The following is a 22843-nucleotide window of genomic DNA, read 5'->3' as shown; positions in this document are numbered from 1 at the left end:
AAATAAAATGCTAGTTCGTAGTGAGCGATTCATCGCTCAAAACAATGATTATCAGGACTAAAATCCTTACTACAAACTTTAATTTATTTACGCCTAGCTACTTAGATCAAAAATCTAAAATCTAAAATTGGTATTGGGAATCAAACTTTACTCAACCACTCATTTTCCTCTGGGTCTTTGAACAGTGAGGTGCTGAGGTAGCGTTCACCGAAGCTAGGCTGGATCATCACGATTAGACGACCGGCATTTTCTGGCCGTTGTGCTACTTGAATAGCCGCGTATAAAGCAGCGCCAGTAGAAATCCCCGATAGTAATCCTTCTTCTTTTGCTAGGCGACGGCTGTAAGCGATCGCTTGCTCATCTGCTACCTGAATCACTTCATCTACCACTTCTTTTCGGTAAATTGCTGGGACAAATCCCGCACCGATACCCTGGATTTTGTGAGGGCCTGATTTACCACCTGTTAATACCGGACTATTGGTTGGTTCAACTGCGATCGCTTGAAAACTCGGTTTCCGTTTTTTAATAACTTCTGAAACTCCTGTAATCGTCCCACCAGTACCCACTCCCGCCACCAGAATATCTACCTCTCCATCGGTATCATTCCAAATTTCTTCTGCTGTGGTTTCGGCATGAACTTTCGGATTAGCAGGGTTGCGGAACTGCTGCAACATATAAGCATTAGGCGTTTTAGCTACAAGCTGTTCTGCATGAGCGATCGCTCCTCGCATCCCTTCTACCCCTGGCGTTAACTCTAATTGAGCGCCATAAGCTTTGAGCATGGATCGTCTTTCGTGGCTCATTGTGTCAGGCATCGTTAGAATAAGATGGTATCCCTTGGCGGCTGCCACCATCGCCAGCGCAATTCCTGTATTTCCAGAAGTCGGCTCTACTAAAACGGTTTTTCCAGGGTGAATCAAGCCTGCTTCTTCTGCCGCTTCCACCATACTCGCGCCAATCCTGTCTTTCACAGACGATGCTGGATTCATGCTTTCTAGCTTCACCACAATCCGAGCAACCGCTCCTGAAGCTTGGGGAATTTTATTTAATTGAACTAAAGGAGTTCGGCCGATTAACTCTGTGATATCTTTCGCTATCCGCATGTGGGTACTCCGTCGTGTCTAAATATAATACATCGGGCTTTGCTGGGCGCGAGTTTCTCTTTCCTCGCACAAGTCTTGGAGTGTATAACGACCCAAAACTTCAATTGAGGCAGCGTTAGCTTGCTCCCAAACTTCATAAATCAGAGTCTTTTCTAGAGTCGTAGAGTCAGAAGTATCTTTCTCTTTCCGCTCACCTTCAACCAAAGTGACAATTTCCAGCAGTGTAATCTGCCAAGGTTCACGAACTAAAACGAAACCTCCTTTAGAGCCGCGTTGACTCTGCACCACACCAGCACGCCGGAGGTTGGTCAAAATTTGTTCCAAATAGCGTTCAGGTATGGGTTGCTTGGCAGTGATCTCGCTCATGGTTAGAGGAAGTTTTTTTCCGTGGTGGCTTGCCAGTTCTAATAGTGCCAGCAGCGCGTATTCCACTTTGGAAGACAGATCCAAGAGAGCGTAGTTTTGGCTATTCAAGACTGTACTCAACATACTACGGTGAATTGAGAGACTTATCGCAGTTTATGCGAAATTAATTTTTTCCAAGTGTGGAATGTGATAGCATCCCACTTACTACCCACAAAAACACCATATTCTATCGACTTACCGTAGATTGTTATTTTACACAATTCCCATAAATAATTTGATCTTTTTGTGGGAATTATCCTGAGTTTCTGTTTTCAGAGCCTCACCTACCAACAAAAATCTCAACATATGCTACTAACTGATTTGCGAACCATTTTTGAGCGTGATCCAGCAGCACGTAACTGGCTAGAGGTATTGTTCTGTTACCCTGGACTCCAAGCCCTAATATGCCATCGATTGGCACACTGGCTGTACAACATTGGAATTCCGTTTATACCAAGGTTTATTTCTCATATTAGTCGGTTTTTAACCGGGATTGAAATCCATCCTGGGGCATTAATTGGCCAGGGAGTGTTTATTGATCACGGGATGGGAGTTGTGATTGGTGAGACTGCGATCGTCGGCGACTATGCACTGATTTATCAAGGTGTCACCCTTGGCGGGACTGGGAAAGAAAGCGGCAAACGCCATCCGACTTTAGGCTCTCATGTAGTTGTGGGAGCGGGTGCAAAGGTATTGGGAAATATTCAAATTGGCGATCGCGTCCGGATTGGAGCCGGTTCTGTTGTGCTACGAGATGTACCCAGTAATACTACTGTAGTTGGGATTCCAGGGCGCGTGACTCGTCAGAACAACTTGTCTACCAATGTTCTAGATCATGATAAAGTACGCGACGTAGAAGCTGAAGTAATCCGCGCTTTATTTGAACGCGTCAAGTCTCTAGAGAAACAGTTCGAGCAGTTGGAACAATCAAGTTTGTCCCCAACGGAGCTTTACAACAAGCCTAAAAGCAAAAATTCTGATGGGATGATTGAAGATTTTCTTGATGGTGCGGGAATTTAATTTATCCCTCTTCTGTCACTTTCCGGAATAAGCAAGTAGTAAATAAGCTAAATCATCCAGAAGCATAACAGGGTTTAAATTGATTTATTGCTGCAATTAAATGATTGAATCCCAGTAACAAATGTGAATTAGGGAAAATACTTAACCAAGGATAAATTTAGGTTAAAAGCTATCAATTACAGCTAATGCAGCAGCTAAAACAGCTACAGGAACAACAAAAGTTAATTGGAGCGATCGCTCTTGATATTCACAAATCCTTGAAGCTTCAAGATATCCTCGCCAGGAGTGTTCAAGAAGTCCGCCAGTTACTCAAGTCTGATCGCGTATTGGTGTATCAATTTACTCATCCAATGCGGGGTAAGGTCGTAGCGGAGTCGGTATTACCCCAATGGATGTCTATCTTGGGATTGGAGATTGAAGATACCTGTTTTCAGCAAAGCCAAGAGGAAGAATACCGCCAAGGAAAAATCTGGGCAGCGACAAATATCTACGAAGCGGGTTTAAGTGATTGCTGTATTCAACTTTTGGAACAGTTTCAGGTGAAGGCGAATTTAGTTATCCCTATTCTGTTAGAGAGCCAGAAGACTCCCACAGTTGAACTCTGGGGACTATTTATTGTGCATCAATGTTCTGCACCCCGACAATGGCAGACATTTGAGATGGAATTTTTCAACCAACTGAGGGTGCAACTAGCGATCGCTATTCAACAAGCCCAACTCTACCACAACCTCCAAACACTCAATGCCGAGTTAGAAGCCAAAGTACAGGAACGCACTGCCAAATTGCAGGAAAGCGATCGCCGTTTTTACGCTATCTTCAATAACACCTTCCAATTTACAGGACTGCTAACGCCAGATGGCATTTTACTGGAGGCTAACCAGACTGCGCTCAGTTTTGGCGGAATTAAGCTTGAAGATGTGATCAATCGTCCTTTTTGGGAAGCACACTGGTGGACAATTTCACCCCAAACTCAAGAAGAATTAAAACAAGCGATCGCCCTTGCATCTCAAGGGGAGTTTGTCCGCTATGAAGTTGATGTTCTTGGCGCAAATAACCGAGTCGCAACAATCGATTTTTCACTACGTCCGCTACAAAACGAGACGGGTCAAGTTATTTTGTTGATTCCAGAAGGGCGAGATATCACTGATCTCAAGCGCACTGAAGAAACACTACGCAAAAGTCAAGCTTTGCTAGAAGAATCCCAGCGAGTTGCTTGCCTTGGCAATTGGGAATTTGAACTTGGTAGTGGCAAAATTACCTGGTCAAAGGGGCTTTTCGACCTCTTCAATCGAGAACCCGCACTTCTGGAGCCGAACTATGAAGAAAATCTGCAATTGTATCACCCTGAAGATCGCCAGAAATTGCACCAAGCTGTTGAGCGAGCGATCGCCACTGGTGAGTCCTACAAAGAAATTCTCCGTGTGCCCCAGCCAGATGGTTCTAATCGCTACTTTGAGGGTATTGGACATACAGAATTCAACGCCGATGGACAGGTGATTCGCCTTTATGGTACTGCCCAAGATGTTACCGAACGGGAAGTTGCACTAAGCGATCGCCAAAAAGCTGAAGCAGCCTTAGCCAAAAGTGAAGAACAATTGAGGCTAACCTTGGAATTTAACCACATCGGTCTTTGGGATTGGAATGTTCAAACAAGAGAAGTCCTCTGGAATGACAACCATTTTCGCTTGCTAGGGTTGGAGCCAGAAACATTAACTGCGAAGTACCAGCTATGGCGTAATTCCATTCATCCAGAGGATGTTGACCGAGTTGAGCAAACTTTACTCAACGCCCTAGCACAACATACTAATTATGAAGCTGAATATCGAGTAATTTACCCCGATAGCAGTGTTCACTGGCTCACTGGGAAAGGGCGCGGCGTCTACAACGAAGCAGGCGAAGCTGTAAGGATGCTGGGTGTGATCATTGATATTACCGATCGCAAACAAGCCGAAGCAGCCTTAAGAGAAAGTGAAGCCAGATTCCAGGCATTTATGAACAACAGCCCAGTACTAGCTTGGATCACTGATACAGATGGGCGTGTACTTTACTTAAATCAAACATACCTGCGGACATTTAAATTACTACCCGAACAGGTGATTGGGCAATCCATTTCTGACCTCTACCCAGATGAAATTGCTCGGCAGCATTTCGATCACATTCGGACAGTCACACAGACAAATCAGGTACTTGAGGCGATCGAAGTTGCTCCTCGACCAGACGGTAGCCTTGGTGAATTTTTGGTATATAAGTTCCCGATTCTGGGATTTTCTGCACAAAAGTTAGTCGGTAGGGTGGCGATCGACATCACAGAACGTAAGATATTGGAACGAGAACTGGCTCACAAGCAAAAGTTATTGGATGCCTTCATCAATAGCGCACCCGTTGGTATAACCATTCTTGATCGAGAGCTGCGTTTCTCATTTATTAATGAAGCATTAGCAGAAATTAATGGCATTCCCGCAGCCGCGCATATTGGCAAAACACTGCGGGAGATTGTCCCCGATTTAACACCAAAGCTGGAGCAGCTATTGCAACATGTTTTGACAACGGGTGAACCGATTTTGGATGTGGAGATCACTGGAGAAACCCCAAAACTCCCCGGTGTGATTCGGACTTGGCTAGCTTCCTACTTTCCAATTCAGTCTGAAGTCGATGAACCCATTAGTATAGGCATTGTTGTCGTTGAAACCAGCGATGTCTACGACGAGCTTCGCTTACGCAAACGTGCTGAACAAATGTTAGAACTGCAAGCAGTAATCACCCGCAACATGGCGGAGGGAATTTGCCTAGTTCGTGCTACAGATGGCGTGTTTGTCTACACCAATCCTAAATTTGAGCAGATGTTTGGCTATGAACCTGGTGAATTAATTGGTCAGCATGTGTCAATTGTCAACTACGGTGATGAACTTACTACACCTCAAGAAGTTAATCAAGCGATTAAAACTGCTGTTATTCAACACGGTGAAGCAACCTATGAAGTTCAGAATGTTAAAAAAGATGGCACTCCATTCTGGTGTAGTGCGACCACTTCCGTTTTTGGGCATCCTGAGTATGGAAGCGTCCTTGTAGCTGTCCAACAAGATATCACCGAGCAAAAACAAGCAAAGGAAAAAATCAAAGCCTCTCTGAAAGAAAAGGAGGTATTACTTAAAGAAATTCACCATCGTGTGAAGAATAATTTAGGAATTGTCAGCAGTTTGCTGCAAATGCAGTGCAGACGGACAGAAGATCCTGTGGTGAGAGCAATTTTGCGCGATAGCCAAAACCGCATTGCTTCCATTGCCCTAGTTCATGAAAAACTGTACCGCTCTGAAGACCTCGCTGATATTGATTTCGCTCAATACATTCCAGATTTAACAACTCATTTATTTGATTCCTATAACGTTAATTCCAGCCAGATTCAACTAAACATTCAAGTTGATAATGCTAGCCTCGACATCGAAACCGCTATTCCTTGTGGCTTGATTATCAACGAACTGGTTTCCAATGCTTTGAAATACGCCTTTGTTGGTAATCGTGGAGGGGAAATTGAGGTTAAGTTTTATCAAGAACTTGAGAGTATTTTGATACTCATTATTCGAGATAATGGTATTGGTTTACCTGAAAATTTTGATAGAAAGAAAGCTAAAACGCTGGGTATAACTCTTGTCCAGGGTTTAGTCAAGCAACTGAGGGGAAAGCTTGAAATTGACTCTCAACAGGGAACACAGTTCAAAATTACTTTTATAAACAGCCGCGGATAAAGATGATTAGCACCCCAGAAAATACACAGAGAAAGGAGATAGTTAGAATCCTTGTTGTTGAAGACGAATATATTCTTGCCATCAATTTGCAAGAAAGCTTGGAGTCTCTGGGGTATGTTGTTCTAGATATCACCGACTCCGCAGAAGGGGCAATTGCAAGAGCAAGTAAATTACGCCCAAACTTGATTTTAATGGATATCAGGTTACGGGGTGAGATGGACGGCATCCAGGCAGCAGAGCAAATTTGGCATCATCTGCAAATTCCTATTATCTACGTCACAGGTCATTCTGATAAAAACACTGTGGAGCGGGCAACGCTGACATCGCCCTTTGGATATATTATCAAGCCCATTAAAGAGCAAGAACTTTACGTTGCCATTCAAACAGCACTCAATCGCTACAATCGCGAGCAATTTTTGAGTTCTGTGCTTCGAGGAATGGGTGATGGGGTAATTGTAGTAGATACTAAATTACATATTAAGTACATCAATCAGGTAGCTGAAGCCCTGACAGGGTGGCGATGGAATGAAGCTAAGGACAAAATATTAACTGAAGTTATCAGACTCATTGACGAACAAACTCAGTTTCCGGTAGAAAATCCCATTATCGCAGCCCTCAAACAAGAAACTTTTATATATCTAGGTAGTGGCGTCCTGCTAGTTGCTAAAGATGGGACAACTATACCGATAGCTGATAGTGCTACTCCCTTGAGAAATAATAGCGGTGTAATTACAGGAGCCGTATTAGTTTTTCGGGATGACACGCAACGACGGTTAGCCGAAGAACGCAATCTTGCAGCGGAACGTGCCCAACAACTAGAAATTCAAGTGGCAGAACTCCAACGGTTGAACCAGTTGAAAGAGGATTTTCTGGCAACTACTTCTCATGAAATGCGAACGCCCTTGTCAAACATCAAAATGGCCATCTCCGTACTAGAAAATATTCTTGACCGGCAGGGCGTTTTAAATTTAAAACCACTTTCTCCATCTGAATCTGTAGCCCGCTACTTAACTATTCTGCGTGAACAGTGCGAACAAGAGCTAGATTTAGTAGACAACTTGCTGCATCTGCGAATGATTGATGCAAATGTCTACCCGTTGGAATTAACTTCAATTGAACTTCAAAACTGGCTGCCTCATGTTGCCGAATATTTTCAGGAACGCGCTCAAGCTAGGCAACAGTTGTTCAAAGTTAGTGTTTCTCCAAATTTACCACCTTTAGTTTCAGACTTGGCTAGCCTGACCGAAATTATCTCAGAGTTACTCAACAATGCTTGTAAATATACTCCGCCTAATGGAGAGATTGCAGTCGATGTTCAGGTAATTTACACCACAAAAAGTCTCAGAAATGAGGATGCTGAATCTGGTGTATTACATAATCTTCAAGTTCCCTACTTTCAAATCACAATTAGCAATTCTGGGGTAATAATCCCAAAACAAGAACAATCTCGAATTTTTGAGCCGTTTTACCGAGTCCCTCAAAGCGATGCCTACGGCAACCCGAAACGGGAACGCTGGCAACAAAGCGGCACAGGATTAGGTTTAACATTGGCTAAGAAGTTAGTGAAATATCTTCAAGGCACAATTGAAGTTACCAGTTCTCATGGCTGGACAACATTTACAGTTAAACTGCCGTTAGTCATTGGTGATTAGTCTTGGTCATTGATCATTGGTCATTTGTCATTGGTCATGGTTATTCTTCTTGTCCCCCTTGCCGCTTCCCCCAAAGAGTTCAAACTACGTCAAAATTTAAATAAACGCGATCGCATCTTACCGACAATGCAGATTAACCAAAGTCTCCATACAGCGATTCTTGTGACTGACTTAGAAAGCTCCGAAAACTTTTATGGCAAAGTATTGGGATTATCCAAAATAGATCGTTCCCTAAAATATGCTGGTGTATGGTATCAAGTCGGCAACTACCAACTTCACCTGATAGTTGCACCTAATGTCCCCACAGAAAATCCAAATGAAAAATGGGGGCGCAATCCCCACATTGCTTTCTCCGTTGCTGACTTAGACACCGCCAAACAAGAATTGCTCAATCATAATTATCCCATTCAAGCCAGCGCCTCCGGCCGCGCTGCTCTTTTCACTCAAGACCCTGATGGCAATATCATCGAGTTGAGTCAGCAGTAAGGGGGAGTGGGGAGTGGGGAATGGGGAATGGGGAGATGAGGAGAATATAGCAATTCTCGTTTGTATGCAATACATTTTGACCTCTCTCCAAACCTCTCTCCTTTTAGGAGAGAGGCTTTGAATCTTACTTCTCTTTGGGAGTTAGGTCTGTATTCTATGCAATTGAGAACCACTATAACCATGCCCAATGACAAATGACCAATGACAAATGACAAATGACAAATGACAAATGAAAATCATTGCCTACTCTTACACCGATCCGCTATTAGAATCTTCTCCCGATCAAGCTGATTGGGGATGGGAGGTGGATCGGGTTTATGAAGATTTGGGCAAGCAAAAGTCTTCTGGACGATCGCAATTACAACAATTATTTACCGATTGCCAAACTGAACCAGCAGATTATCTCCTGATTCGTCGGTTGGAAGAATTGGGGGATACTGTAGAGGAAATTAGCGATCGCTTAAATGAACTCGAAGTGATGGGAATCGCAGTCATCGCTACTGAACAGCCCTACACTTCCGAAAATTACCCTCTGGGCGCTGACTTGCTGAATTTGCTACACGCAATCCAACGTCAACAACGTAGTCGTCGCATCCGTCAAGGACACGCCCGTAATCGTCTTGAGGTTGCACCGCCACCGGGCAAAGTTCCCTACGGCTATCGCAGAGGTAAGGGAAAATATACTGTTGATCGCAGTACTTCACCAGTAGTCAAAGATTTTTTTGAACACTTTTTACTCTATGGTTCCCTGCGGGGTTCAGTGCGTTACTTGGCAAAAAAATACGGCAAAAAAATCTCTGTCACCACAGGAAGACGCTGGCTGACTAATCCAGTTTATCGCGGCAATACAGCTTACCAAAATGGCGAAATTATTTCTAATACCCATATTCCAATAATTTCTAAGGAAGAAGCTGCCCAAGTTGACCGACTTTTACGCCGTAACAGCCGTTTACCATCCCGAACTGCCAGTGCGCCGCGTTCTTTAGCTGGGTTGGTTATCTGTGGTGAGTGTCAGTCGCACATGACAGTTACTCGTGTCACCCAACGCAACCAAGATAAGGAGTATCTTTATTTACGTTCTACTAGCTGTCCCCAACGCCCCAAGTGTAAGGCTATTCCCTACCAAGAGGTTTTAGAACATACAATTGAAACGGTTTGCCGTGATTTACCTCTGGCGGTAGCGGGGATGAATTTTCCCCAGTTGGATGCAGTGAAGAATAGTTTAGGGCAAGCGATCGCTCGTCAGCAAGAAATACTTGCTCAGTTACCCACTTTAATTGAAACTGGAATTTTAGATGCCGAAACAGCAAAGTTAAGAGCTTACAAACTCCGCACGGAAATTTCTGAACTCGAAGCAAAGTTGGCAACTCTCCCCCCAGTTAACTTGCGTTCTGTTGCTCAAGCTGTTTCGATACCACAATTTTGGTTAGATTTGTCGGAAACAGAGCGACGATTTTACTTTCGAGAATTTATCAGGCAAATTGAGATTGTTTTTCAGAATAAAGAATTAAAACTACAAGTTATTTTTATTTTTTGAAGAAGAATTCCGAACAAGAAAGTGGGCATACTTTGCGGGGATGTTGCTACAGATACACCACTAATTGTAGATCACAAAATCGGAGATAAGACTCAACACGGTTCGGTTAAAGGGGAAAGATGAAAGAGAAAAGGTTTCAAATACATCCTTTAACCTTTTTCCTGAATTATGTTTTTTAATTGAATGGAAACACTATTTCTGAGACGGTTGATCCTTAGTATAGGCAGTAGGTTTTGGGCCAGCATTCCGCACATTGATAACTTTATTAAGGATATCAAACCAAAAAGGCGCACCCATCGCAATAGCTAAACCACTCATTACCCAACCGCCAATTAATCTAAAAATTTGCCCAATCCTAATTAATAAAATGATACCATCATTCAATCCTCTAGTATCTAATTCAAACTGTTGATTGATATTTTGCAATCCAATAGGTAGAGAATTATTTGCTAATAGGTTATCGATTTTTCTTCTGGCTTCTGGGTCATTGATATAATCTGTTCGTTGACTTGCACTTTGAGTAATGGTAGAGCGGATAGCCGAATCCTGTGACAGTCTGTTAACGATGTGAAATGTATCAGTATTGGTTAATATAGCAACTGATATTCCAATTAAAATAGCAACTCCTTTGGCGTTACGTTTATAAACACCACTGGCTCGATCCATAGAGCGATCAAACCATGTTTCAATCTCATTTTTAAACTGATTCATTTCTTCTGTGAGGTCGCCAATTTTTATCCGACTACGTTGAGCAATCACAGCAAGGCTCTTGATTAAGTTATCAGTTACATCATCAGGTAATGTATTAACAACATTTCTAAATTCTGGGTCTTTAATATCTCTATAAATTTTTTTGATTGTTAGGTGACTTGGACTATTCTCATTATTAATACCTTCTTTAAGCTGTTTATAAGATTCTAGTATTATATGCAAGTCAATTTTAGAATCTTCACTAGGATGTTTCACATGATTAATTAACTGGGGGATTCTTAATGTATCTAACAAGGTAATTGCAAATGTTTCAGAAGGAAGATAGGAAGGTCCACTTTGTTTTTCTACTAATTCTTGTTTAGTTTCTTTGTCAACCTCTTTAGCATTTTTTTGTAACTGTTCTACTTTTCTCTTAGCCTGTTGATTCAAAGTATTAATCAAAGGATCGTTATAAAGTTTTTGCACCAAATTTCTTGCCTTAGTAATATCTGCTCCTTCAGTTTCGCTACCACCGGCTAGAAGCAATTCAATTGAATGTTTTAAATGTTTAGCTCTCCATTGTAAAAATGTGGCAATCAGTTCCTGAATTTCAGAAGCTAGTAAGCTCAAAATTAAGTAAATAAAAACTAAGCCCAGAGTAATATCCACGACTACAGGTAAATTCATTTATAGGCTCCTATAACTTTTAGATTTTTTAATTATCAAAAATGCTTTTAAGAGATTTTATAACACAGATATTTAAATCAAAAATTCCCTTAACCAAACTTAAAATATTCAAAGTTTTATTTACTTGTTTTGATAAAATCGATCAACTTATTTTATATTTTTTTAAATATCTTGTAATCGTTCAACGCTTCATGAAATCCCTGTAGCAATTAGTTCATACTCTTCTAAAGTTAGCTAAGTTACAATTAAGCTGATAAAAATTAAACTAAGCGTCACATACAAAATAAAACACAAGGTAATTTACGGACTAAAGAACAGGTAATAAATAATTTATTGCCTGTATTATTTTTATCTTGTTCAGCTTAAATGCTTTTTAAATCACTCAGATAAATTTTAAAAAAAATAGCGCTAATTATAAAAAGTTGAGTTAATCTTGGAAACTAGCAATTGTTAAGAACATACGTTGCTACTGGGTGGCAACATTGGAGATTCGCTCTGGTCTCTATGTAATCAAACCAGCAAGTAAAATGATTAACATAGAATATGCAAGAAGGAAGCTTTATTTGGAGTCATCTAGAAAAACAGCATCGCACGGTTGGCAAATGGATTGATTGGGTATGGCTAATAGTGTTGCTGTTGGCAGCAGTATTACTGTTTAGCATCAATCTGGGAGGATTGCCACTGCGAGATTGGGATGAAGGTACTGTGGCACAGGTTGCTCGTGAAATTTGGCACGCACCAGCAGGTTCAATGCGTTGGCTTTACCCAACACTAGGAGGCGAACCATATCATAACAAGCCGCCTTTGATGCATTTGCTAATTGCTTGGGCTTATTCTCTGGGAGGTGAAAATGAGTGGACAACGCGTCTACCTGGAGCAATTTTAACCGCGACATCTGTACCTTTTCTGTATTGCATTGCTCGAGAGATATTTCGCCAGCGTTGGGCAGCGATTTATAGCGCTTTGATTTACCTAACAATGCTACCCGTGGTGCGTCATGGGCGGTTAGCAATGTTGGATGGGGTGATGGTAAGTTTTTTGATGGTGATGATGTTGTGCGTGTTGCGATCGCGCCGAGATTTACGTTATTGCCTTGGTGTTGGCATTAGTTTTGGCTTGATTTGCCTAACTCAAGGACTTCTAGGCGCATTTCTCGGTGCGATCGCTCTTGTATTTCTGTTTTGGGATACGCCACGGCTACTCACCTGTTACTATTTTTGGATCGCAATCTTAATTGGCATTCTGCCTGTAGTTAGTTGGTATGGTGCCCAACTATTCCACTATGGTTATTCTTTCGCTCAAGTTGGCTTTGTAAACCCATCAGTAGGCCGAATTGCTTCAGGTGTAGAGGGGAATTCTGAACCACCTTGGTACTATGTCATTGAACTTCTCAAGTACACATGGCCGTGGTTATTATTCTTACCACAAACTGTCCGCTTAACCTGGGAAAATCGCAATCTTAGCTGGGCAAAACTAGTAATGGCCTGGAGTGGTGTTTACCTACTGGTAATTTCTTTCATGATTACCAAAGTTCCCTGGTATCTATTCCCGATTTACCCTAGTTTAGCTTTAGCTTTTGGTATCCAATTATCAGAAACAGAAAATTCGCCTTTACTCTCATCCTATCCCCGTGCTTGGGTTGCTGGTTTGGCGATACTTGCTGTGGCTGCTTCTGCTGGTAGCATTTATTTTAGTTGGGGTACAACACCCAAAGCAGACTTACAACTGATTTTTGCAGCAGTAGCTTTAACTATGACCTTAGCCGCTATTTTAGCAGAGCGGGGCGACGGGCAATTTCTGAAGATTTTGTTTTGGGGAAGTTATATTTCGCTGCTGCTGTTAATGAAATCTAACTACTGGGTTTGGGAATTATCTGAAGCTTATCCAGTTAAACCAGTCGCCGCTATGATTGTGCGGGCAAATCCAGCTACGAAGAAGATTTACACATCTTTTCCCCACCATCGCCCCTCGTTGGATTATTATAGCGATCGCACCATCATTCCCGCTTCTGTTGGTGAACTCCAATATTATTGGCACTACAACAGCCAACCCTACTTTCTACTTCATACATCTGCTTTCACCAATCTTCAATTAGAGTCGATGAAACTAATTGATCAAGCTGAAGGTTGGAAGTTAGTTACTAAAGATACTAATCGATTGTAAATGTTGGGTATGGGGCATTGGGCATGGGGCATTGGGCATTGGTTATTCATTCTTATTTCCCTTGTCTAGATAGGCATTAATAATGTAAAACCGTGTCCTATTTGGGGCAATAAGACACGGTTTCACAGAAGTATTTAGTTATAATATTACGAAAATCAAAGTAATATTTGATTTATACCAAATTAATCCATTTACTGAGATTTGTTTCCTGGTTCATTAACTTTCTCTGTTGTGGGAGATATTTGGCGATCGTAGCTTGTCTTTTCTTGGGTCAAGGCGATCGCACTAAAGAAAATGGCACTTCCTACAGCCAAGGCTACCATAGGACGCTTGAGCAAGACAAAATCTCTGATAATCCTCGCTAAAGGTCGGCTTTGCCGACGTAGCGCCGAAGACATCATTAACTGTCTCCAAGTAAACGGATCGCGGACATAATGACCACTCTGGCAAACTACTAGCCTTTCCTGGCAATAGGGACAGCAAAACAAGCCCATGCGCGTTTTAACTGGTTTGGGCGTAGTATTTCTTTGGCAAATTGGGCAAGTAACATAATGATTATCAAAGGTGTGTATATTCATTTACCTCGTCCGCCTAGTCCATTTACTCGCTCTATAACAATAGCTATATTGAATTGGAATCAATGTATGGTCTGAAATCAGGCATAAACTATACATACATTGTATTACTACCAAGGATGGCTCAATGGTCGCAACACGAGTATAGCTAGATTTAGGCAAGGATGACTCCTAGTTAATGTTTACGGGTGCGTTCACCAGCCGACAAAAACTCTCTTGTCTCTATAAAGGATAGTGTTGGCGCTTACTCGCACCCCACTAATCACAGCTACGCCCAAGCTAGGTATCGCTGACCCTTAAATAATAATTGTCTCCCATTTAACCATTCTCCCCACAAAAATTTTGCACAATGACATTTTTTGCTAAAGCTTTGTAAATCAAGCAAATAAAGTCTACTTGTCTGGTTGCTAAATAATGGCTCACAATGAGAAGTAACAGATAAAAATTTAAATTTTTTCTTACATTTACCCCGCCTCTCAATGACTCTCTTGCCTCCCACTCAACTGAGGAAGGTAACGGAACAACCTGCCTTTCCTACACCTTCCGCTCGTTTAGCTCACCTAATTAATCGTTTTCAACCATCACCAGAAACCGTAGTGCTATTTTTAGCCATGCTTATTGGCGGTGGTACTGGTATGGGTGTAGTCACCTTTCACTATTTAATCCAGTTGATTCACCAGCTGATGCTGGAAAATTTAATGGGTCAAATTGGGGTCTGGGGTGCTTGGACTCTAGCCTGCGTTCCCACCCTTGGCGGGTTAATTGTTGGCTTGATGCGCTGGCGTACTCAAGACTTTGGCCCTGGACTTTCATCTCTCATTGCCGCCTCTCAAGGAAAAGAGATTAAGCGACCACTAAGACCAGTTACAAAGATGCTGGCTGCATCTGTTTCTTTGGGGAGTGGTGCTTCTTTGGGGCCAGAGGGGCCGAGTGTCGAAATTGGCGCAAATTTTGGGATGTTGTTCTCTGTGATTCTCAATGTATCTCAAGAACGACAGCGGTTGCTGTTGGGTGCTGGGGCGGCGGCTGGACTTGCTGCGGGATTTAATGCTCCCATTGCTGGAGTATTTTTTGCCCTGGAGGTGGTGATGGGAGCTACATCTTTTGCTACTTCTGCGGTGAGTGTGGTGCTGCTAGCGGCGGTGGTAGCAGCATTAATTGCCCAAATTGGCTTGGGGGCACAACCTGCTTTTGATTTACCTGTTTACCAAGTCCGCAGTCCCTTAGAATTACCCCTTTACCTGGGATTGGGTTTAGGGGCCAGCCTAGTTTCTCTGGCTTATACTCAATCAATTCGTTTAGCAAAAGCCTGCTTTGCTGGGAAGGTTCCAGGTTTTGCCTTTTTGGGACGAATTCCTGAGCCGATTCATCCAATCATTGGCGGTGTGATGATTGGTGCAGTTGCTTTGCACTTTCCGCAAATTCTGGGCGTGGGTTATGAAACTGTAGAAGCAATGCTTCAGGATGTGGAGTTTCCACTTTATCTATTAGTTGTGCTGTTAGTAGTGAAGCTACTGATGACTGCAATTAGTACGGGTAGTGGTTTCATCGGTGGGTTGTTTGCACCAGCAATGTTTTTAGGTGCTTCTTTTGGTTCAGCCTACGCTAAGATTTTGGCTGTAGCATTCCCATCAATTTGTGATCAAATGGCAGCTCCCCCAGCTTACGCAATGGTGGGAATGGCAGCAGTACTAGCTGCTAGTGTCAGAGCGCCGTTAACAGCTATTTTAATGCTGTTTGAATTAACCCGCGACTATCGTATTGTTTTACCGTTAATGGCAGCTGTGGGTTTGAGTGTTTGGCTAGTGGAAAGGATTAAACCAACTTTTAACTCTAACTCTAATCTCCAACAAATTGGTCTTTCGGCATTGAAAGATGAACAAGCAGAAATTGTGCAGCAAATTTTGGTAGAAGATGCTATGTATCCCTGTCCAAAAAAGTTACCTGCAACTCTTGGGGTGTTAGATGCAGCTGTAGAAATGACCCGCGATCGCGTCCGCAGTGCTTTAGTAATTGATGAAGCAGAGCAATTAGTTGGTATACTTTCTCTGGAAGATATTAATCGTGCCCTTAATTTTTGGCAAACATACCCAAATTCTCTAACTGAAATTCCAGATAATTTATCCAGTCAAACTCTCATAGACATTTGTACTACTGAAATCCTTTATGCATGGCAGGATGAACTATTATCTGAAGCTTTAGACAGAATGAGTCTTCGGGGTTTGCATCAATTACCAGTAGTAGCACGAGAAAAACCCGATCGCATTTTGGGTTTACTAGAAAGAGAGCAAATTGCATTAACCTGCAATTTAGCAGTAACGCGCAAGGCACTTCGCCACTATTTACCAGTTTTACCCACTACAGATATAGTCATTGGTCATTAGTCATTGGTCATTGGTCATTAGTCATTAGTTTTCACAAAGGACAAAGGACAAATGACAATTGACTAATGACTATTTATTAAGCTGTGGCTTCTATGGCTTCATCTTCTTCTCGATCTTCTGGATCTACCTGTCTCAAACGAATGTGCTTTTTGCCTAAAGTGATCAGAAACTCATCTCCTGGTTTCAGATTCATCTGTTTTGTATAAGCTGAACCTATAAGTAAGTTACCATTCGATTGCACACTAATTCTATAGCTAGCACTACGTCCACCACGCCCATTAGCACTGGGTGTACTGTCCAACTGAATGCCTTCGGCATCAATTAGGGCATTTAAGAACTTCATCATATTGACGCGCTCTATACCATTTTTGGTAACGGTATAGTAGCCACATTTTTTGGCTTTGTCTTCCTTGCTCTCGTTCTCTAGCTCTTTGACTTTTCTGAGCAGTTCTTCACCGAGTAGGGGTTCAATTTTTTTCTGTTTAGGCATCAACTTAGGTCGAAAATGAATGTTTGAAGTGTTTGAATCGATTTTATTTTAGCTGACGTTGAGCTAATAGGAACATAATCCTTTAGTTTTTATCTCAACCTAGCCAAGTATATTACACTCAGATGCACAATTGTTATGCCATTACCAATATTGCCAAGACAATCTATTTTAGAGAATGCTGGCAATGCTGATAACTATATATATAGTTTGTGAATTACTGCTAGACTATACAAGTTTGAAGTTTTCTAAACTAACGCTGAAAAAGTTGTCTAGTTGTTGAGGATGATAACTGAGTCACAGAATGATAAGCAAAACTGATCCTTAGTTATTGGTCATTGGTCATTGGTTATTTACAAATGACAAATGATAAAGGACAAACAACAAAGCTTGCCAAAATGAAACTAACTACCAGAGGACACTATAGTGTGAAGGCGTTGCTAGATTTGAGTTTACAGCCAAAATATGGCCCTGTATCTGTGAGAGCGATCGCAAAACGCCAAGATATCCCAGCTCCTTACCTTGAAAAATTACTAATAGAAATGCGTCGTGCTGGGTTAGTGAAATCAATTCGTGGTAGCATCGGCGGGTATCAATTGGCAAGAGAGCCTATACAAATATCTATAGGGCAAATTTTAGAAGCAGTTGGCGAGACTAGCCATTTACCTCATCACACCCCAGCACCGACACAAGCGGAAGATTGGGTAACATTTAGCCTCTGGCAGAGACTCAACCAAAAGCTTAAAGAAGCTTTGTACAGTATTACTCTGGCAGACCTTTATTACGATGCTCGTAGCTGGCAAGCTTCCCTTGGAGAAGAAGCTAGTTTTGTGGTTTAGTCAAGAGTTAATAGTCAATAGTCAATAGTCAAAATATTGACCCTTGAATGCCAGTTTACTTGACGGAGGTAACTCCCGCATATAACTGGCTCCTCTTGACCACGAATTTTAGATTTTAGATTTTTTCGTTCATACCCCAACCCGGACTTCTTACCATGACGCTAATGTGGTCGTGGTCAATCCAAAATCCAAAATCTAAAATCCAAAATTGGTTGACCCTTGACTCGTGACTTATGACTAGTAATATCTATATCTTAATAATTGCTGCACTTTTAGATTATTTAATTGGTGATCCTTGGGATTGGCCTCATCCAGTGCAAGTTATGGGGTGGGTAATTTCTCGCCTGACCAAATTTTTTCTCCAATTGTGTCAAAATTCTCTAACACAACGCCTAGCTGGAATTGTACTAGGCATTATCCTAATAATTGGTAGCGGCCTTGTTGGCTTTTTGATTATTCAAAGTGCCAAATGGGTTCATCCATTGTTGGGAATTGCAATAAATAGCATTCTTTTAGCTAGTTGTTTTGCTGGTAGAAGTTTACGAGCAGCAGCGGAGGCTGTTTTACAACCTTTAACAGCAGGAGATTTAGACAAGGCTCGGAAGATTTTAAGTAATTATGTTGGTCGAGATACTCAAAACCTCTCGCAAGCAGAAATTTTACGAGCCGTTTTAGAAACCGTTGCAGAAAATACCACTGATGGGGTAATGGCTCCGCTTTTTTATGCAATTGTTGGTGTCTTTATACCAGTTGTAGGGCCAACTCCCTTGGTTTTAGCATATAAAGCTAGCAGTACCCTTGATTCAATGGTGGGTTACCGAGAAGCACCCTATACTTATTTAGGATGGTTCTGTGCGCGATTAGAAGATTATTTGACTTGGCTACCTTGTCGGTTAACAGTCATGACTCTGGCGTTGTTATCGGGTAAACCAATGCATGTTTGGCGAATTTGTCGTCGGGATGCAATTAACGATCCTAGTCCCAATTCTGGCTGGAGTGAGTGCGCCTATGCTGCTTTTTTGGGAGTACAGATGGGCGGTACAAATTGGTATCGCGGGGTAGCTAAGTACAAACCACTGCTAGGAGATGCTATCTATCCCATAACTGCAACTTCTATTCAGAATGCTTTGCAGCTGACTCGATATTGTTTTTTGCTATGGTTAGGGATAGCGATCGCTATATTCTTAATACTCCCAAATAAAATGTAAAGTTAGGAGTTAGGAGTTAAGAGTTAAGAATAAAAACTCCTAACTCTTAACTTATCACTCCTAACTTATGACTCGCTATGTCTGCCAAAGTAGTTGAAATTCTCTCATCCGAAGAAATCCGTCGTACCTTGACTCGTCTGGCCTCTCAAATTGTGGAAAGGACGCGTGATTTGTCTCAACTGGTACTTCTTGGTATTTATACTAGGGGTGCGTTATTAGCCGAATTGTTGGCGCGTCAAATTGAGACACTAGAAGGTGTAGCCGTTTCAGTCGGTGCTTTAGACATTACATTTTATCGAGATGACCTCGACAAAATTGGATTGCGGACTCCAACGAAAAGCGAAATTCCTTTTGACCTTACGGGGAAAACGGTTGTACTAGTGGATGATGTGATTTTCAAAGGACGGACAATTCGCGCTGCTTTGAACGCAGTCAACGATTACGGTAGACCAGAAGTGATTCGTTTAGCTGTATTGGTAGACAGGGGACATCGAGAATTACCAATTCACCCAGATTTTATTGGCAAAAAGTTGCCTACCGCTAAAGAAGAAATTGTCAAAGTTTACTTACAAAATTGTGATGGACGAGATGCAGTTGAATTGATTAGTCATTAGTCATTTGTCATTTGTCATTTGTCATTTGTCATTAGTCATTTGTCATTTGTCATTTGTCATTTGTCATTTGTCATTGGGTATTACAAAACTCTTCTCTAGTCCCCATTCCCCATTCCCCATTCCCCATTCCCCATTCCCCATTCCCCATTCCCCATTCCCCATTCCCCATTCCCCCCAAACCTCATCGCAAAATTGGACTGCCATGATGATGAATTAAATACCACTTACCACCAAGAAACTGAAATATATTTGTAGCTGTTGATTGTGCTTCAAGTCTTCTACCACCTACGACTTGAAACACATTTTCTCTCAGCACAACATAAGCGATATTATCAGTTATCTCTGTAGCAATTATATCTGTATTGATTTCGATATAAGCGGTGTTTTTAAATATCTGCTCCCAAGAGGTGCGAATCTCTTTCCAACCTCGCAGTATATTACTTCCAGGATGAATACAAAAACTACCAGTTCCTTGTGACCATACTGCACTCATTATCTCAATATCTTTTCTTTCAAAAGCTCGATAAAAAGCTGCATTAGCCGCTAAAACTTCATCCTTCATCATGGGGGATTAAATATTAAAAGTTAAGAGTTAAGAGTAGGAGTTATAAGTGAAAAGTGAAGAGTTAGGAGTTAGGAGTTACTAAATTATAACCCTCAAGTTTGACAAATAAATTAGTAATTCCCAATGCCCAATGCCCAATCTTTAACTCTTCTTGACTGTGCTAATAGTTTGCAATAATTGGCTAGCTGTATAGGGTTTGCATAGAAAGGCTTTGATACCCATGTCATAAGCTGTATTCACTTTATCAGATGAACTAAGTCCACTGACAGCAATAATTTTGACATCTGGATTAATTTTTCGCAGGGTACGGATAGTAGTTATCCCATCCATAGATGGCATAACCATATCAGTCAATACAAGAGATATTTCATCTTGATGTTCTGCATATAAGGCTATCGCTTCAATGCCATCACTAGCTGTGATTGCTTTGTAGTTATGGCTTTCTAGAGATGTTTTTGTCACATCCCGAATGGCAGCTTCGTCATCTACAACTAAAATTAATTCTCCTTGACCTGGAGGTAATCCCTGTTCTTGTTCTTCTATAGTTTCTCTCGCATCTTGTGCTGGCAAATACACCTTAAATTGACTGCCTTTTCCTTGTTCGCTGTATACGTCGATAAACCCGCCGTGGCTTTTAATAATGCCAAGTACTGTAGAAAGGCCAAGACCAGTACCTTTGCCGAGTTCTTTGGTAGTAAAAAATGGCTCAAATATTCGATCTAATATTTCGGTTTGAATCCCAATTCCTCCATCACTAATAGTAATTACAATGTGATGACCAACTTTTGCATCTATATGCATCTTGGCGTAATTTTCATCAATTAAGAGATTTTCCGCCAATATTTTCAAATTACCACCATTGGGCATAGCATCACGAGCATTGACACACAAATTCATTAGTACTTGGTGCAGTTGGGTGGCATCGCCGGATACAGTCCAGAGATTTTGTGGAATATGAGTGGAAACCTCAATGGATTTGGGAAAAGTTTCTTTTATAATTTGCTGAATTTCTATTATTAAATGCTTTAATTGTAAGATTGTGCGATCGCCTTCCAGCCCACGTGTAAAAGATAATACTTGTTTGACTAAATTTGCCCCACGTTTAGCGTTTGTGATTAATATTGGCAGTAGTCGCCGAGAACGCTCATCATGAACTTGTGCCTCTAACAGTTGGGCCGTCATCAAAATGGGGGCAAGAACATTATTCAGGTCGTGGGCGATACCACTCGCTAAAGTACCAATGCTTTCCAATCGCTGGGCACGGAGGAATTGCGCTTCGAGTTGTTTTTTCTGTGTGATGTCTGTGTTAACAACGAGAAAAGATTGTGCTTTTTTGCCGAATTCATGCACTAGTGTCCAACGGCTTTCAACAATAATTTCTTTACCCAACTTTGTTTTTTGCTGTAATTCACCCTCCCAAGACCCATTTTTCATCAGAATACTGAGTGCTTCTTGAACTTGAGACAGATTTTTTTCATGCCAGAGAACTTGTGTCTTGTTATTGATAGCTTCTTCTTTTTTCCAACCGTACAGACTCTCAGCAGCTTTGTTCCAAAATAAAATTTTATCGTCTAAATCACACACAAAAATTGCATCGGTGGCAACATCTAGTAAAGCAGCTTGTTCGCGGATTTTCTGTTCTGTTTGTTTGCGCTCAATGGCGTAGCGGATAGAACGCTCTAACAACGGTGCTGTCAACTGGCTTTTTTCAAGATAATCTGCGGCTCCGGCTTTCATCGCTTCGATATCTATTTCCCAGTCACCTTGACCAGTCAGCAAAATTATTGGAGAACAACAGCCGTTGGCAATTGCTTCGCGCAAAAGTTCAAGTCCATTGTGGGGGCCCAAACGATAGTCTACAAGATAAATGTCATGTTGGTGGCGAGCGATCGCATTTCTTGCTGCTTCATAATTATTAACCCATTCCAGCTCGCAGTTTGCTACCTGAAATTCATTGAACCAATAACGAGTCAAAATATAGTCGTCTTCGTCATCATCAATGAACAGAACTTTGATAGGGCTGTTGTCCATGTTTGTCTCCCACTGCTTCTAGTGGCAGTTTCACAATTTCAAACCAGTATTTGACTAGAGTCTTCATGACCTCAACTAATGAGGCAAAAGCCACTGGCTTAATGATGAAAGAATTAGCGCCCAAATCGTAAGTATTATATATATCTTCTTCTCTTCGTGATGTTGACAGGATTACAACTGGAATTCGCCGCAGTTGTGGGTCAGTTTTTATCTCTTTGAGTGCCTCAATACCGTCAATTCTCGGCATATTCAAATCTAATAAAATCAAACCCGGATACGGTGAACTGCTGTTCTCAACATATCGACCACGATGGTACAGATAATCCATCAACTCTTCACCATTACTCACGATGTATAGTTCAATTGGCAATTGACTTTCTGCCAACGCCTCACGAACTAAGATGCCGTCATCTTTATCATCATCAGCCATTAAGATTGTGAGGTTTGCTTCTCGACCGTTCACTATGCATCGTCTCCTTTGCATTGGTTTATTAGTATGAATCAAGTTATTAACTTGGCACAGATGGCAACTCTTACGTTGACAAAAATAATCAAATATGCAATCTATATGTTTAGATATAAAAGGTTTATTCTGTTGCTATTTTTTTGCTATTAGCAAGCGATATCTAATCACAAACTGCCGTGGTAGTCACC

The 22843-nt window shown here is 41.6% G+C and carries 18 protein-coding genes; 10 read left to right on the top strand and 8 right to left on the bottom strand.

All coding sequences use genetic code 11. The annotated features are described in order from the left end of the window. Positions 1–140: 140 nt before the first annotated feature. Positions 141–1103 carry a cysteine synthase A gene (cysK, locus tag ACWATR_RS25555; RefSeq protein ID WP_460338556.1) on the bottom strand — a complete coding sequence of 321 codons (963 nt, stop codon included), beginning with the start codon at positions 1101–1103 and terminating at the stop codon, positions 141–143. An 18-nt stretch (positions 1104–1121) separates the two neighbouring features. Next, positions 1122–1592, bottom strand: coding sequence for an RrF2 family transcriptional regulator (locus tag ACWATR_RS25550; protein WP_420762759.1), 471 nt, complete (start codon positions 1590–1592; stop codon positions 1122–1124). Positions 1593–1814: 222 nt separating this feature from the next. Between ACWATR_RS25550 and cysE the strand changes: the two genes are divergently transcribed. From cysE to ACWATR_RS25525, 5 genes are all read left to right on the top strand, one after another. Further along, on the top strand, positions 1815–2528 hold the full coding sequence (gene cysE, locus ACWATR_RS25545; RefSeq protein ID WP_460338554.1) for a serine O-acetyltransferase: 714 nt from the start codon (positions 1815–1817) through the stop codon (positions 2526–2528). A 185-nt stretch (positions 2529–2713) separates the two neighbouring features. Next, a complete protein-coding gene (locus ACWATR_RS25540; protein WP_460338552.1) occupies positions 2714–6271 on the top strand; it encodes a PAS domain S-box protein in 3558 nt (1185 codons plus the stop codon). Between the two features lie 2 nt (positions 6272–6273). Beyond that, the gene (locus ACWATR_RS25535) at positions 6274–7923 is read left to right on the top strand and encodes a hybrid sensor histidine kinase/response regulator (RefSeq protein ID WP_460338550.1); all 1650 of its coding nucleotides are present in this window, start codon (positions 6274–6276) and stop codon (positions 7921–7923) included. A 126-nt stretch (positions 7924–8049) separates the two neighbouring features. Beyond that, entirely contained in the window at positions 8050–8409 is a 360-nt protein-coding gene (locus ACWATR_RS25530) for a VOC family protein (RefSeq protein ID WP_460340667.1), read from the top strand. Between the two features lie 229 nt (positions 8410–8638). Next, entirely contained in the window at positions 8639–9946 is a 1308-nt protein-coding gene (locus ACWATR_RS25525; protein ID WP_460338548.1) for a recombinase family protein, read from the top strand. A gap of 192 nt (positions 9947–10138) precedes the next feature. Here the strand turns inward: ACWATR_RS25525 and ACWATR_RS25520 are convergent, their stop codons facing one another. After that, the gene (locus ACWATR_RS25520; protein WP_460338546.1) at positions 10139–11323 is read right to left on the bottom strand and encodes a hypothetical protein; all 1185 of its coding nucleotides are present in this window, start codon (positions 11321–11323) and stop codon (positions 10139–10141) included. 543 nt (positions 11324–11866) lie between these two features. Here ACWATR_RS25520 and ACWATR_RS25515 point away from each other — a divergent pair. After that, a complete protein-coding gene (locus ACWATR_RS25515; protein ID WP_460338544.1) occupies positions 11867–13486 on the top strand; it encodes an ArnT family glycosyltransferase in 1620 nt (539 codons plus the stop codon). A 191-nt stretch (positions 13487–13677) separates the two neighbouring features. Here ACWATR_RS25515 and ACWATR_RS25510 read toward each other — a convergent pair whose 3' ends face one another. Further along, on the bottom strand, positions 13678–14064 hold the full coding sequence (locus tag ACWATR_RS25510; RefSeq protein ID WP_435026884.1) for a hypothetical protein: 387 nt from the start codon (positions 14062–14064) through the stop codon (positions 13678–13680). A gap of 476 nt (positions 14065–14540) precedes the next feature. Here ACWATR_RS25510 and ACWATR_RS25505 point away from each other — a divergent pair, with 476 nt between their 5' ends. Beyond that, positions 14541–16445, top strand: a complete 1905-nt coding sequence (locus tag ACWATR_RS25505; protein WP_460338541.1) for a chloride channel protein — start codon at positions 14541–14543, stop codon at positions 16443–16445. A gap of 76 nt (positions 16446–16521) precedes the next feature. On the opposite strand, the gene ACWATR_RS25500 is transcribed toward ACWATR_RS25505, so the two are convergent. Then, positions 16522–16935, bottom strand: coding sequence for an AbrB family transcriptional regulator (locus ACWATR_RS25500; RefSeq protein WP_069071631.1), 414 nt, complete (start codon positions 16933–16935; stop codon positions 16522–16524). A 395-nt stretch (positions 16936–17330) separates the two neighbouring features. Here ACWATR_RS25500 and ACWATR_RS25495 point away from each other — a divergent pair, with 395 nt between their 5' ends. The 3 genes from ACWATR_RS25495 to pyrR all read left to right on the top strand — a co-directional run bounded on the left by ACWATR_RS25495 (position 17331) and on the right by pyrR (position 19593). Continuing rightward, positions 17331–17771, top strand: a complete 441-nt coding sequence (locus ACWATR_RS25495; protein ID WP_069071683.1) for an Rrf2 family transcriptional regulator — start codon at positions 17331–17333, stop codon at positions 17769–17771. Positions 17772–18004: 233 nt separating this feature from the next. Continuing rightward, complete coding sequence (gene cbiB, locus ACWATR_RS25490; protein WP_460338539.1) at positions 18005–18979, top strand: adenosylcobinamide-phosphate synthase CbiB; 975 nt, start codon at positions 18005–18007, stop codon at positions 18977–18979. Between the two features lie 77 nt (positions 18980–19056). Further along, positions 19057–19593 carry a bifunctional pyr operon transcriptional regulator/uracil phosphoribosyltransferase PyrR gene (pyrR, locus tag ACWATR_RS25485; protein WP_069071632.1) on the top strand — a complete coding sequence of 179 codons (537 nt, stop codon included), beginning with the start codon at positions 19057–19059 and terminating at the stop codon, positions 19591–19593. A gap of 181 nt (positions 19594–19774) precedes the next feature. Here the strand turns inward: pyrR and ACWATR_RS25480 are convergent, their stop codons facing one another. From ACWATR_RS25480 to ACWATR_RS25470, 3 genes are all read right to left on the bottom strand, one after another. Continuing rightward, positions 19775–20158 carry a nuclear transport factor 2 family protein gene (locus tag ACWATR_RS25480; RefSeq protein WP_181930562.1) on the bottom strand — a complete coding sequence of 128 codons (384 nt, stop codon included), beginning with the start codon at positions 20156–20158 and terminating at the stop codon, positions 19775–19777. Between the two features lie 141 nt (positions 20159–20299). Further along, the gene (locus ACWATR_RS25475; RefSeq protein WP_460338536.1) at positions 20300–22189 is read right to left on the bottom strand and encodes a hybrid sensor histidine kinase/response regulator; all 1890 of its coding nucleotides are present in this window, start codon (positions 22187–22189) and stop codon (positions 20300–20302) included. After that, positions 22155–22673, bottom strand: a complete 519-nt coding sequence (locus tag ACWATR_RS25470; protein ID WP_460338534.1) for a response regulator — start codon at positions 22671–22673, stop codon at positions 22155–22157. The genes ACWATR_RS25475 and ACWATR_RS25470 overlap by 35 nt, the downstream gene beginning before the upstream one ends. Positions 22674–22843: the final 170 nt, after the last annotated feature.

It is taken from the genome of Nostoc sp. UIC 10890 (assembly GCF_054786515.1).
This window is presented reverse-complemented; position numbering and strand designations above follow the sequence as displayed.